This window comes from Streptomyces sp. NPDC043726, from assembly GCF_056436565.1.
The window spans coordinates 896,484-909,095 of the sequence record NZ_JBWKCI010000001.1; the positions used below are offsets into that span (position 1 = coordinate 896,484).

Annotated in this window: 11 protein-coding genes; 1 reads left to right on the forward strand and 10 read right to left on the reverse strand. The window is 70.2% G+C overall.

Translation table 11 applies throughout. The features are described from left to right. Positions 1 to 47: 47 nt before the first annotated feature. From AC068Z_RS04160 to AC068Z_RS04185, 6 genes are all read right to left on the reverse strand, one after another. On the reverse strand, positions 48 to 773 hold the full coding sequence (locus AC068Z_RS04160; protein ID WP_478552037.1) for a prepilin peptidase: 726 nt from the start codon (positions 771 to 773) through the stop codon (positions 48 to 50). Continuing rightward, entirely contained in the window at positions 770 to 3,736 is a 2,967-nt protein-coding gene (locus AC068Z_RS04165; RefSeq protein WP_478552039.1) for a BTAD domain-containing putative transcriptional regulator, read from the reverse strand. Before AC068Z_RS04165 ends, AC068Z_RS04160 begins: the two co-directional genes overlap by 4 nt. Positions 3,737 to 3,862: 126 nt before the next feature. Continuing rightward, a complete protein-coding gene (locus AC068Z_RS04170) occupies positions 3,863 to 4,330 on the reverse strand; it encodes a hypothetical protein (protein WP_478552041.1) in 468 nt (155 codons plus the stop codon). 80 nt (positions 4,331 to 4,410) lie between these two features. Continuing rightward, positions 4,411 to 5,154, reverse strand: coding sequence for a hypothetical protein (locus AC068Z_RS04175; protein ID WP_478552043.1), 744 nt, complete (start codon positions 5,152 to 5,154; stop codon positions 4,411 to 4,413). Positions 5,155 to 5,167: 13 nt separating this feature from the next. Beyond that, the gene (locus AC068Z_RS04180; RefSeq protein ID WP_478552045.1) at positions 5,168 to 9,775 is read right to left on the reverse strand and encodes a DUF6531 domain-containing protein; all 4,608 of its coding nucleotides are present in this window, start codon (positions 9,773 to 9,775) and stop codon (positions 5,168 to 5,170) included. 146 nt (positions 9,776 to 9,921) lie between these two features. Then, positions 9,922 to 10,569 (reverse strand): hypothetical protein, encoded by a 648-nt coding sequence (locus tag AC068Z_RS04185; RefSeq protein ID WP_478552047.1) that lies wholly within the window; start codon positions 10,567 to 10,569, stop codon positions 9,922 to 9,924. Positions 10,570 to 10,642: 73 nt separating this feature from the next. On the opposite strand from AC068Z_RS04185, the gene AC068Z_RS04190 reads away from it, so the two are divergent. Continuing rightward, the gene (locus tag AC068Z_RS04190) at positions 10,643 to 10,981 is read left to right on the forward strand and encodes a hypothetical protein (RefSeq protein ID WP_478552049.1); all 339 of its coding nucleotides are present in this window, start codon (positions 10,643 to 10,645) and stop codon (positions 10,979 to 10,981) included. 20 nt (positions 10,982 to 11,001) lie between these two features. Here AC068Z_RS04190 and AC068Z_RS04195 read toward each other — a convergent pair whose 3' ends face one another. The 4 genes from AC068Z_RS04195 to AC068Z_RS04210 are packed head-to-tail and all read right to left on the reverse strand — an operon-like array spanning position 11,002 to position 12,582. Further along, a complete protein-coding gene (locus AC068Z_RS04195; RefSeq protein WP_478552292.1) occupies positions 11,002 to 11,418 on the reverse strand; it encodes a pilus assembly protein TadG-related protein in 417 nt (138 codons plus the stop codon). Positions 11,419 to 11,447: 29 nt separating this feature from the next. Next, positions 11,448 to 11,861: a TadE/TadG family type IV pilus assembly protein gene (locus AC068Z_RS04200; protein ID WP_478552051.1), complete on the reverse strand. Its 414-nt coding sequence runs from the start codon at positions 11,859 to 11,861 to the stop codon at positions 11,448 to 11,450. Continuing rightward, complete coding sequence (locus tag AC068Z_RS04205; RefSeq protein WP_478552294.1) at positions 11,861 to 12,298, reverse strand: TadE family protein; 438 nt, start codon at positions 12,296 to 12,298, stop codon at positions 11,861 to 11,863. The genes AC068Z_RS04200 and AC068Z_RS04205 overlap by 1 nt, the downstream gene beginning before the upstream one ends. 32 nt (positions 12,299 to 12,330) lie before the next feature. Continuing rightward, positions 12,331 to 12,582, reverse strand: coding sequence for a hypothetical protein (locus AC068Z_RS04210; RefSeq protein ID WP_478552053.1), 252 nt, complete (start codon positions 12,580 to 12,582; stop codon positions 12,331 to 12,333). Positions 12,583 to 12,612 lie beyond the last annotated feature (30 nt).

Here is a 12,612-nt window from a genome sequence, read left to right on the forward strand (position 1 = left end):
GTGGACGGACTGATCCAGCGTACGCCAGGGCCCGAGGGGGGCCGACGTCAGGCCGCGTAGGCCCCGATCAGCAGCCCGAGGAACGCCCCGCCGATCAGGAACGGCCCGAACGGGATCGCCGTCTTGCGCCCCGCCCGCCGTACGACGATCAGCGCACCGCCGTACAGCGCCCCGAGCAGGAAGCCGGCGAAGGTGCCGAGCATCAGCGTGGACCAGCCGTACCAGCCGAGCACCGCGCCCATGCCGAGGGCGAGCTTGACGTCGCCGAAGCCCATGCCGGAGGGGTTGATCAGGAAGAGGACGAGGTAGCCGCCGCCGAGGGCGAGGGCGCCGTAGAGGGCGGTGAGCCACTCCCCCGTGTGCTCGGGGACGAGGGTGACGACACCGAGCAGGGCCAGGGCCAGGGCCGCGAACGGCAGGGTCAGCGGGTCCGGCAGCCGGTGCACCCGGAAGTCGACGACCGCGAGCAGCACGCCGAGGGGGGCGAGGAGCAGCCAGACGCCCAGTTCGGGGCGGGTGCCGGTGGCCGCGGCGAGGGCGGCGCAGACGAGGGCGGCGGCGAGCGCGAGAGGGGCGACGCCAGTGCCGTAGGACCCCCGGCAGGTCGCGCACCACGCGCGGCCGAGCCAGCCGCGCACCGGATGCCCCTGCGGGCAGCCGTCCCGCCAGGGCTCCCCGGCCGGGGCGGAGAAGCGGTACGCGGCACGCGGCAGGAACGCGCCCGCCGCCGCACCCCACAGCGCGGCGGCGATCACGAGCAGCGGATCGGTCATCCCGCGGCCGTGGCGCCGGAGCGCCAGGTCGGCAGCAGCTCGTCGAGCAGCGCCTCCGTACGGGGCGGCAGACCGCGCGCGCCGCTGCGCCGGATCAGGTCGGCGGCCAGCGCCCGCAGCCGGGCGGGGTCGCCGGTGGCGTGGGTGGCGCGCAGCAGCTCGTGCCACAGGCGCTCGTCGGCGGGCGCGGAGTTCAGCGCGGCGGTGAGCGCCTCGATGGCCTTCTCCGCGCGGTCCTTCTCCAGGTGGAACGCGGACAGCGCGAGCCCGATGTCCGCGACCAGCAGCGGGAGCTGGGCGTCGACGATCTCGTGGGTGAGCCAGCGGTAGCGGCCCTCGGGCCGGTCGGCCAGCAGCTGTCCGCGCACCAGCACCAGCGCGTCGGTGAGCAGCCGCCCGCGCACGGCCCGGCTGTCCACGCCCCGGCCCTGGGTGGCCTCGTGGTACAGCGACCGCAGCACGTCCAGGTCGGATACGACGGACCGGGCGAGCGTGAGCCGCCCGGTGGAGTCGGTTCGCAGCCGGGGGCTGCCGTCCGGGTCGGTGCCGAGCCAGGCGTTCAGCCGCTCCAGCAGCGCGTCCCGGACGTCCTCCGTGACCCCGCGCGGCCACAGCGCGGAGGACAGCACCCGCGGGTGCACGCCCTCCCGGTGCAGCAGCAGCAGGGCGAGGGCCTCGTGCAGCAGCGCGCTGCGCTCCCCGTCCGGGGTGTCGAGGCCGATGATCTCGTACGGGCCGACGAGCCGGGCGTAGACCGCGGGCCGCCCCTGCTCGCTGATGTCGACGAGGAACGGCGGGGTGTTGACGGGACCGTCGGGGTCCTGGTCGGGGTCGGCCTGCACGAATAGCTCGACGACCGCCTGCTGTTGGGCGGACGGCAGCAGCTGTGCCTCCAACTCCAGCCCGAGCAGCGGGGCGAGCAGCTTGCCCTCGCCGGTGATCTCCATCTCCCAGGCGGCGCCGGGCAGATCGCCGGTCTCGGTGCCGACGAGGTAGCCGATGCCGAGGCGGCTGGCGTCGGAGGCGAGTTCGGCGAGCTTGACGGCGTCCTCGGCGGACGGCTCGGCGGCGAGCAGGACGAGATGCGGGGCCCAACGGGTGTGCTGGGCGGGCCCGGTACGGCCGGTGAGCACGGAGTCCTGACCGGCGGCCCCGAGCGCTCCGCGGCGCTGCCGGGTCTCGGCCTCCATGGTCTCGATCAGGTCGTCGATGCCGTCGAGGTGGCGGAGCCGGTTGGGGGCGAGCGGGGTGAGGTCCTGCCCGAATCCGACGAGGGTGATGGTCATGCGGTCGGACCAGCCGTTGGTGGCCAACTCGGCGGCGACGGAGGCGAAGACGGCGGCCCGGTCGGCCTCGCGGCCGCTGAGGGAGACGATGCCGGGCACGGACTCCAGGTTCAGCAGCAGCCGGGAGTCGTCCATGGTGCCGAGGCTGACGAGACCGGGGAACGGCGCGGCGGTGTCGACGTCCTCGTACCGCTCGGCGTCGGTGCGGGCCAGCATCCAGAAGGTCTGGTCCTGGCCGAGCTGCCAGGGGGCGGGCGGCTTTCCGGCGGGCTGCGCGAGCTGGAGGTGCAGGTCGCCGTTGCTGAGCCAGGCGGCGTAGACGGTGGGCAACGGCCGGGACTCGGCCGCGAGCGCCGCGGCGAGTCCGCGCAGGGAACGGTCCAGCAGTCGTACGCCTTCGGGGTCGGCGCCGACCAGGAGCGCGTCCTGGGCGTCCGCCGCGTCACCGGTCGGGGTGGGCGGCTCCATACCGCGCCGCCCGCCGACGGAACCGAGCGCGGACTGCCACAGGGCCTGCCGGCGACGGCGGCCGAGGGCGCCGAGGAGGCCGGCGGCGAGGAGGGGGGCGGTGAGGAGGGCTTCGGGGAGGCCGAAGGCGCTGTCGGTCGACTCGGCGGCGGGGGTGGCGGCGGGCGTCTGCTGCCGGTGCCCGGCCTGGCGGTCCTGTCCGCCCGCTTCCTGCCGGTCGGGGGCGGGCCGTTGCGCGGGAAGGGAACCGCTGTCCGTTCCCTCCTGCCCGTCTTGGGCGTGATCGCCGGTCTTGGCGTAGTCGTTGATCTGCCGCTCGACCTCGGGCGAGACGTTCGGTGTCTCGTCGGGCATCTCGACGAGGTCGCCGCCGCGGGCGTCACCCGGCATCTCCATGATCCAGCCGGGCCGGATCAGACTGGCCTCCGACAGCCGCGAACCGTCGGGCTGCACACGGTCCTTGTTGAGCTGGTAGATCTCCTTGTACCGGCGGCCGTCGCCGAGGTGGCGCTCGGCGATCTCCCAGAGGGAGTCGTGGTGCCGGCCCTCGGGCGGCTGGATCCGGTAGTACTTCGTGTCCCCGTCCTTGGCGGTGGCGCTCGGGGCGGCCTCCGCGTGGGACGCCTGCTCGGCGAGGGCGGCCGCGGCGGAGGCGGCCTGCTCCTGCTGCTGCGCGAACAGCCCGCCACCGGGCGTCTGCTGAGCGGCGGCGACGGTTCCGCGCTGGTTGCCCTCCAGGCTCTGGCCGAGCTGGGAGAGCCCTGGAGTGAGGCTGGCCGCGGTCGCGCCGACGAGCAGCAGCGCGGCGACGAGCTGCCGGGCGAGCAACTGGCTGGGCCCGGCGCCCGGAACGCGGCCCGGCACCCCGACCCCCGACACCGCGGCCTTCATCTCGACGATCACACAGGCGGTGAACTGCGCCCAGGCGAGCCAGACGAAGAAGGTGAGGATGGCGAGGAAGGTGTCGACGCTCAGCTCGTTCTGGAGCCAGTCCATCGGCTTCCACTCGCTCGGGAACGGCCACCCGAGCTGGGTGGCGAGCGCCGCGGGGACCCCGATGACCAGCACGAGCAGCGCGACGAACGCGAGGAACGCCTTGACGAAGTCCCCGACCGAACGCCGCCGCACCCGCACGGGCTGCGGGGTCCGGTTCCGCGGGGTGGTCGGGCTTCCCGTCGGGCTTCCCGACGAGCTGGAACGTCGCGGCATGGGAGGTGTCCTGGGGTTGGGGTGTGAGCGGTGTACTGAGACTACAGAGATCTTATGGACTGACTCGGGGGTCGTCGAAGGTCGGGTGATTGCGGGCAGGAGGACTCCTCACATCCCCCTCACCGTTCAGCTACGGCGTCCCCGCACGGCCTTCCAGGCGTCCTCGGCCGCGAACACCGCGCTCAGTCGCCAGGAGTCCAGCTTGCCCACCACGGTCGTTCTCACCAGTTGCCACTTGAACCACGGCGGCAGGTCCCGGAACGGCACGAAGGTCAGGGTGTCGTCGATGGCGTGGTCTGCGAAACCACCGCGGCCCTCGGTACGCAGAGCGGCGTACAGCTCCGGCGTGAGCCGCCCGTGGAGCCGGGCCACGTGAGCCGCCGCGGTGAAGGGGAAGTCCCGTCGGGAACGGTCCAGCACCTCGACGGCCCGGAGGATCCGCGGCGACGCCACCTCCGGCGGGCAGTTGAGAGCCAGCCCGATCACCGCCGCACCGACACTGCGCTCACCGCGCTCCAGCGCGGCGTCCACCCCGGCGGGGTCGTCCATGCCCAGCAGGCCTTCGCCGGTGTCCCAGTGCCACTCGGGCTTCATGAGCGGCACCACCGTGGCCGGGCAGCCGTCGGGACGACCGGCTCCTCCTCGGAGCAGGGGAAGGGAATCACCATGCGCGCTCAGTCGTGCAGCCGAGCCACAGCGAACTCGATCAGTTCGTCGATGCCGATCTCACGCGGGGTGCCGCTTGGCGTGTCCCACTCCGCGAGGTACCAGGTTCCGTGCCACTCGACCCGCCAGACGTGGCCGTGCCGGTTCTCGAACTCGACGAAGCTCCCGGCTCCGCCCTCGATCGCCCGCAGTTCGGTGACGAGCCGCTGGGGGTCGGTGAGACCGCGCCCCTGGTTGGTGCTGCGACCCCGGGTCCGCGTGTTGGAGAACCGCATCTTGAGGAACGGCAGCGGAGAACGTTCGAGGTCGGTGAGCCCGAGCGTGCGGTAGCGCGTGATCGCCTCGTCGAGGGTCTCCGTCCCGGCGAACTCGCACGCGTAGGCGGGATACACCAGCCGCACATGCTCCGTGAGCTCCGGCTTCTCCGCACGGTAGAAGCGGTGCACCTCGGGCGCGACGCCCACGACCGCGTCGAAGCGCTGCCCGCCGGGCGAGTCGAAGCCGTCCAGTGAACCGAGGAAGGCATTGCGGAGGAACATCTCGTCCTCGTGCGCCCGCGCGAACGCCAGCGCGGCGACCGCCAACTCCTGGTCGTAGGAGTCACGGCCGCTCAACTGGAGAAGACGCTTGCCGTCAGCGGACAGAGCCCCGGCGAAGTCGATCCCGGGCGCCGGCGACCAGTGCCAGGCGTCGGAAAGCCCTGGCAGCGGCGCAACACCGGGGAATTCCATCACTACGGCACGAATGTCCACGTTTCCTCCAAGGTCAGGTGCATGAGTATCCGTCGCCGACTTCCTGGATGTACGTCTCCGTCATCTGCCCGCCGCCGCGCGAGTTCTCGCTCCACTCCATCGGCTCCAGATGTCTCGTTTCGTTGTAGAAGTCGTTCCGGGTGCCGCGGTCGGTGAACCGGCCCTCGGTGTTCCAGTGCGTGACCACCGGGTTCCGGTGCTCGTAGGTCACCGTACGGTGGAACGGTTTGGGATTGTCCGCCTGGGGGTTCCAGATCACTTCATTGTTGCCGTTGCGCCAGGTCAGCTGATCGCGCGGGATCCGCTCCTTGGTCACGTCGTCGCGCGGCACACCGTTGATCGCCCTGCCCTCGTCGGTGAACCGCCGCACCATCTCGTCGTGAGTGGTCTGGCGGTAATCGGACGGGTACTGGTTGCTGCGCGTGTACTCACGATCGCCCTCGGGGAGGTCCGGGTCCCGCCCGAAGCGCATGCCGTTGCCCGGGTCCTGCCAGTACAGGCCGAGCGGGTCGTTCCAGATCAGCGGGTTGGGCACATACGCGCTGTCATTGGGCGAGGGTCCGAGGCCGAGGGGGTCAGGGCTGACGTACTGCCCCGTGAACGGGTCGTAGTAGCGCTGGAAGTTGTAATACCAACCGGTCTCTTCGTCGGCGTACTGGCCGGGAAACCGCAACGGGCAGTCGACCGTGTCCCCGTTGCCCCTGGCCGCTTGCGACGTGTCGGGAACGCGGCTCCCCCAGAGGGTGGTGCGCTGTTGCCAGACGACTTCGCCGTCCACCGACACGAGTTCGGCCGGCATGCCGGACAGGTCTGCGACGACTGCCTGGAACCGCGCCGGAAGATGCTGCTCCGTGCGATCGAGTTGTGTCACGGGCTGATGGCTTCCGGGCACGTAGTCCCAGGTCGTGGAAGCACCTCCGGACGAAACCCGCTCGACGAGACGGGTCCCGTCCCAGGTGAACAGCGTCTCCTCGGCGACATCACCGTCTTCGGCCAACCGCTGTTTCGCGACCCTCCGGCCCGCGGGATCGTACTGGTACCGCCAGTGGCTGCCGTCCGGGGTCGTCGTGCCGACGAGGTGCCCCCTGCTGTTCCAGCGGTAGGAGCGGATGCGGCGCTGACCGTTCAGCAGCCGCTGGACACTGCGGACGATGCGCCCTTCGCCGTCCCGCTCGTACCGAGTACGTCCGGAGTGCTGGATCCGGGTCCCGGCGAACGTCCGGTGCGCGTCCGCATCGTCGATGACCGGGCTGGACGCCCAGGTGACGTTGCCCAGTCCGTCGTAGCTGTACCGCTCCTGCCAGTCCCGCGCCTCGACTCGGGTCGTCTGTCCGCGCGTGTCGAGCGTGAAATGGCGGGTGCCCGTGGTGAGTTCGTCGATCGAGAGGGGCGCGCCGTCGGGGCGGTACCGGTATGAGCGCTGTTGGAGCAGGGTTTCCCGGGGGCCCGACTCCGATGCGCGCGCGAGCCGCTGAAGGGAGAGCCTGCCGGACTCGTCCCAGGACTGGGTGAGGGTGACCCCGCCGGGAAGACGGCGACTCGTCTCGCGGTCGCTCTCGTCGAAACCGAACGAGAGGAGGTGCCCCTCGGACAGCAGCGAGGCGGAGCGCTCCGTGTCGTCGTAGCTCCACGTCGACTCGATGCCGGTAGGGGTGATCCGCCGGACACGCCTTCCCAGCACGTCGTACTCGAAGGTCGTCGTTCTGCCGTTGATGCTCTCGGACAGGAGCAGGCCGTCGCGGCTGAAGGCCCGCTCGACGAGGACGCCGGGTGAGGCTTCCCGGACGCGCCGGCCGGCGGCGTCGTAGGCGTAGCGGGCCGAGACACCGTCGTACACCGTCTCCACGACGCGGCCGAGGGCGTCGCGGTGGAAGTCCAGTCTTTCTCCGGCGCCGTTCACGCGGGCCGCCAGGTCGCCCATGGCGTCCAGTTCGTACGCGATGCGCCGCCCGCCGAAGTCCGTCTCGGCCACCAGGTGGTTCGCCGCGTCGTAGGCGTAACTCCAGGCGTTGCCGAGTGGATCGGTCACCTGAAGCAGATTCAGCTCCGTGTCGTACGCGAAGGTGTGCCGCGACCCGTCGGCGAGGTGCCGTGAGGTCACCTGCCCGAACGGCCCGACCTCGAACCTGGTGGTGCGTCCGGCGCGATCGGTCTGGGACACCAGGTTGCCTTCGGCGTCCCACACCCAGTGTTCCTCGGCCCCGTCCGGCGTCAGACGCCAGATCAGCCGGCCCTCCACCGTCCTGCGCTGCTTCGTCACGCGGCCCTGCGGGTCAGTGGCACTGCTCACCCGGCCGAGGGCGTCACGTTCGAGTCGTCGCACGGCGCCCCGGGCGTCGGTGAACTCGATCGGGAGTCCCGCGTCGTTGTTGCGCGCGCTGTGTGTGTTGCCCGTCGGATCCGTGACCGCCACCAGTCCGCCGCGCCGGTCGTACGCGTAGCGGGTCTCCGCTCCTGACGGGTTGGTCGTACCGGTGTGGTTGCCCTGGCCGTCGTACGAGTGCCGCCACTCCGCACCGTCGGGGAGCACCGCTCGTACCAGTTGGCGCAACTCGTTGTACGCGACCTCGGTCAGCATGCCGTCGGGCCGAGTGACCGTGGTGAGGTTGCCGACGGAGTCGTAGGTGTAGCGGGTGGTGCGTCCCAGGGCATCGGTCTGCGCCAGCAGGCGGTCGTACCGGTCCCACTCGTTCGTCAGCGTCTGTCCGAGCGCGTTGGTGGACGAGACGAGCTGAAGTCGTTCGTTGTGGTGGTACACGGTGGTGCGGCCGAGGGAATCGGTGTACCGCGTCGCACGCGCCTCCGCGTCGTACTCGACGGCGCAGTTCAGGAAGGAGTCGATGCCCTCACCACGGACCACGCGATCAGCCGCGTCGTAGGTGTAGCGGTACCAGGAGCCCGTGCGGTCGGTCCACGAGGTGATGCGGCCGTCACGGTCGTAGGTGAATCGATACGGCAGGTCGGAGGAGTTGGTGATCTCCGTCAGATCGCCGTCTGCGTAGCCGTACCGCACGAGGGTCGTCTCCTCGCCGTCGGCGGCGAGCAGGCGCAAGCCCGTGACGCGTGCCTCGGCCGAGTCGACCACCACGTGGTATCCGCCGGAGTGGCGCAGGGAGACCGGGGCGCCGTCGGGGCCGTAATCGAACTCGATGCGGTTTCCGTGCCGATCCCACACCGCGCGAACGGGCATGGTGAACGCCGTGTCGTGGTCCTTGCTGGTCACGGGGACGAAGAGGCGCGTGATTCCGGAGACCGGATCGCTCACCCGCATGGCTCCGGATTGCGTCTCGTCCCAGCGCAGTGACCATCTGGGCCCCTCCTGCGGCAGCACTTCCCCGTCACCCTGCGGCACCGGGTAGTGCAGGACCATGCCGTCGGCGGTCGCGAACAGGACGCCCTCGTCGTCGAGTTCCAGTCGTTGGTCGAGGGTGGAGGCCCAGGACGGGCCGAACCAGCGGCCGGAACGGTACGAGGAGAGGTGAGTACGGGCCACCGCGAGCCGGAGCACACCAGGAAGCAGCACATCCGTGGTCGCCAGCAGCATCTCGCCGGAGATCATGTCGATGGGGTCGCCGTTCTTGCAACGCCCCTTGGTGGGCTTGCTGTTCGCGACGGCGTCGTCCGCTTCCTTGCGAAGCCCTCGCTTGCCGAGCCCTCTCGCCATGGCCTTGAGACCGCCCTTGCCCAGCGCCTTCGCGCCCGTGGCGAGCTTGCCGAGCGTGGTCAGACCCTTCATGCCGGGTATGCAGTCCATCGCGGCGAATGCGACGTCCAAGAGGCCGGCTTGGCCTTTCGAGTATTTGTAGAGCGTGTCCGCCAGGACTATCAGGCCGGCGACGATCACGATCGCGGCGAGGATCGGCCCACCGATGATCATCGCGATCACGCCCACCACCGCGACCACGACCTTGCACACCGCGACGATCGTGTCCCAGTTGTCCACGAACCAGTCGCCGATGTCCTCCCACCACGACCGGTTCTGGATCCCCGCGTCGGATGCCTCGTCGATCTTCGACTTCGCCGTCCGCGCGGCCTCCTCGCGCATCTTCCGCGCGTCCTCGGCCATCTTCTTCGCCGCGTCCAACGCGCCCTGGGCATCGGCGACATCACCACGGGCGTTCGACTGCGCCGACTCGGCGTTCCGGACGTCCCGCGTCGCCGCCCGGACCTTCGCCTCGTCCGGCTTCTCCGCCGACTTGCTCCCCGTCGGATCGTCCTTGTACTTGTCCGCCTCCTTGCCGGCCCGCGTCACCCACGAGTCGGCGGAAGCCAGCCGGGACTTGGCGGAGGAGAGATCCGACTGCGCCTCCCGGCCCTTCGCCAGCGCACGGTCCGCCAACGCCTGCGCACGCTCCAGCTTCGGCCAGTAGTCGGCGAGGGCATCACCACAGAGCTGGTACGACGACTTCAGCTTCCGCAGGTTCTTCGGGACATCGGCGAAGTCCTCCTTGAACACCTCCGCCGACTTGCCCGCCCACTCGGCAAGGGTCGTCTCCCCCGCCATCCCCTTCACCAGACGCAACGCGTCCGAGACATCGTCCGCGAAGTCGTGCAACGACTTCGCCAGCAACCGCACCTGCTGCGGATCGCCCGGCACCGGATCCTTCTCCAGGTCCAGCACATGCCAATCCGTAGGCCGATGCCCCGCCATACCGCAACCCCCGTCACGCGCACATCAACAACACCCGTATGCACAAGTGAACTTACAAGGCACGGGCGTTCGAGGTGAAGTTCGGGCTGACGGTGCTCAGGCGCGCAAGCGTGCCCTCACTCCGCGAAGCGGAACGTCGACGTGATCGCGTCGAAGATGTCGAAGAAGGAGTCCGCGAGGTCCAGGACCTGGCTGCTGCCCGCCACCAGGGCGACCTTGCCCTCCTGGCCGGGTACCGGGATGAAGGTCTGCATCAGGACCGCGCGGATCGTCCGCTTCAGCGCGTCGTCGGGGACGACGATGTCCTCGATGCCGTACGTCCGGGCCGCCGGGCCCACCCCCGGGATGTCGACCGTGGTCACCTTGCGCCAGGAGTCGCCCTCCTTCTTGGCCTCCTTGACGGCGAGCGTGCTCGCCATGACCGCGGGGTCCGTCGGCAACGGCTCCCCGGAGCGGGTGCTGCCGCCGACCAGGGAGACCGTGACCGAGCCGGTGATCGGGGTGTCGCCGCCGAAGCTGTCCGCCATGCAGCCGCAGTACAGGGCGCCCGACTTCCAGGCGTCGGCGGCCGCCTTGCGGAGGAACTCCGTGTAGGCGTCGCGGTACTTCGCCAGCTCCGGGTTGCCCGCGACCCTCTCGTTCACCATCCGGCGGATCGAGTCGTCCCGGGACTCCGGGCGGACGTCGAACTCCCACCACGATTCCGGAACCTTGATCCGGAAACCCCCGCGCTCGATGGTGAGCGCCTCCATGTAGCGGGCCATGACGTCGACCTTCCCCGTTCGTTCGATGTACCGTGCCGATCAGCCTACGAGTCACAGTCGGGGGACCAACATCATGGGCAAGGGCAAGAGCGACCTGTCGCTGCCGCTGACCGAGCTCGAGGACTTCGGGCGACGGCTGCGGTCCATCAAGACCCGGATGAACCACACCAAGAAGATGTTCGAGAAGTACGAGGACGACATCGGCGACGGCACCGTCAACAGCGCCCTCGGCGACTTCGAGTCCAACTGGGAGGACGGGCGCGAGGACATCGGCCAGCAGCTCGACGCCCTCGCGGGCATGTCCGACGCCGTGGTCCGTGAGTTCAAGAAGCTCGACGACGAACTCGCCAAGCAGGTCAACGACGCCATGAAGACCGAGGACAAGCGGCCCAAGAAGGACAACAAGGCCTGACTGCCCAGGCCGAGTCGCGCTCAGCCCACCTCGTTCTCCGCCACCGCCTCGCCGCGCACGATCACGTCCCCGCCGTAGAACATCCCCATGAACACCGGTGAGTACGTCAGCTGGACCTCGACCTGCACCTGGTCGACCGTCGCCACCGTGCAGTGCGTCGCCGCGATGTCCGCGCCGTTCATGTCCATCTCGGTGGCGAAGGCCTTCACCCGGGCGTCGCAGTTCTGGAAGTTGATCGGCGCCGGGCCGCCCTCGTTGTCGTAGAGGGCCTCGCGGTCGATGTCCTGGGCCGCGTAACGGGCCGCCTGTTCCGCGATGTCGGCCGCCCGTTCGCGCTTGGAGATGGACAGGCCGCCGTCGATCACGAACGCCGACAGCGACAGGAACACCAGCGCGAAGATGATCACCGCGCCCGCGCCGGAGCCGCGATCGTCCATACGGCGCCGGCGGTCCGCCAGGAATCGCCTCACGCCGACCTCCTGAACGGGTCCAGCGGCGAGCTGAAGGAGGCGTCCATCGTGGGGTCGATGTCCAGACCCAGCGTCGCGAGGCCCCGGACCCGGCAGCTGACCTGCACCGAGAACAGCGGGTCCACCTCGGGGTCGAAGCCCACGCTGGTCTGCGTCACCGTCACAGGGCCCGCGCACACGTCCGCCAGGTTCGCCTGCGCCGCCTTCCGCGCCTCGGCCATGGCCGTCGCGTGGTCCTTCTGGATGGAGCCCGCACGGGCCGCGTCACGCGCGGCGCCGTCCAGGGCGCCCCGGCCGTCCACCAGTTGCCCGAAGGCCACCAGGACGAGGATGAACAGCATCATCACCGGGGCGAGGATGACCACTTCCACGGTGGACAGGCCGCGGTCGTCGTCCCGCACACCACCCATCAGTTCTCCCCCTCCGGCACGAACCGCTCCACCGGTCCCGCCGACTGCGCGTGCACCGTGAAGTCCAGCCCCGGAAACACCGACGGCACCTTCGCCGTGATCTCCACGCCCACCGTGTTCTGCTCCGGCTGGAGCATCCGTACGTCCGGCGAGAGCACCAGCGCCGGGCCCAGCTGCTCGATGTAGCTGTCGACGACCGTACGGGCCTCGCCGCGCCAGCCGCCCGGCTGGGCGTCCGCCGTGGCTCGGGCCTTGCGGGCGCCGGCCTGGGCGGCCGCCTGGGCGACGTGATCGGCGAAGAAGTACAGCGCGAACTGCACGGTGGCGAAGATCATGAAGAACAGCACGGGAGTCAGCAGCACGAACTCGATCGCGGTCATGCCGGAGTCGCCGCGCGCGGAGACTTCCTCCCGCCTACGGCGTACCCATGCCCGCATACGTCGCTGCACCCCCGTCACCGTGACCGTGATCAGCAGGTGCCGCTCTGGTTGGCCCCGTTGATGCAGTTCTCCACCTTCTCGGCGCCACCCTCCAGCGCGCGGTTGATGATCGCGGCGACCACGCCGACGATCGCCACGACGACCGCGGAGATGATGACCCACTCCACGGCCGAGGCACCGCGGTCGAGTTCGCCGGAACGGGCGCGCTGCACCCGCCCCTGGAGGAAGGTGACGAGGAAGTCCACCGCCGGGATCCCGGTACTGAAGTTCCGCTGTTTCATGGTGAGTTGTCCTCTCAAGACGCAATCTGC

What these genes read in the sequence shown, in the direction of transcription:
- AC068Z_RS04160 (WP_478552037.1), bottom strand. Translation starts at nt 773, where the DNA reads ATGACCGATCCGCTGCTCGTGATCGCCGCCGCGCTGTGGGGTGCGGCG.
- AC068Z_RS04165 (WP_478552039.1), bottom strand. Translation starts at nt 3,736, where the DNA reads ATGCCGCGACGTTCCAGCTCGTCGGGAAGCCCGACGGGAAGCCCGACC.
- AC068Z_RS04170 (WP_478552041.1), bottom strand. Translation starts at nt 4,330, where the DNA reads ATGAAGCCCGAGTGGCACTGGGACACCGGCGAAGGCCTGCTGGGCATG.
- AC068Z_RS04185 (WP_478552047.1), bottom strand. Translation starts at nt 10,569, where the DNA reads ATGGCCCGCTACATGGAGGCGCTCACCATCGAGCGCGGGGGTTTCCGG.
- AC068Z_RS04190 (WP_478552049.1), top strand. Translation starts at nt 10,643, where the DNA reads ATGGGCAAGGGCAAGAGCGACCTGTCGCTGCCGCTGACCGAGCTCGAG.
- AC068Z_RS04195 (WP_478552292.1), bottom strand. Translation starts at nt 11,418, where the DNA reads ATGGACGATCGCGGCTCCGGCGCGGGCGCGGTGATCATCTTCGCGCTG.
- AC068Z_RS04200 (WP_478552051.1), bottom strand. Translation starts at nt 11,861, where the DNA reads ATGGGTGGTGTGCGGGACGACGACCGCGGCCTGTCCACCGTGGAAGTG.
- AC068Z_RS04205 (WP_478552294.1), bottom strand. Translation starts at nt 12,298, where the DNA reads ATGCGGGCATGGGTACGCCGTAGGCGGGAGGAAGTCTCCGCGCGCGGC.
- AC068Z_RS04210 (WP_478552053.1), bottom strand. Translation starts at nt 12,582, where the DNA reads ATGAAACAGCGGAACTTCAGTACCGGGATCCCGGCGGTGGACTTCCTC.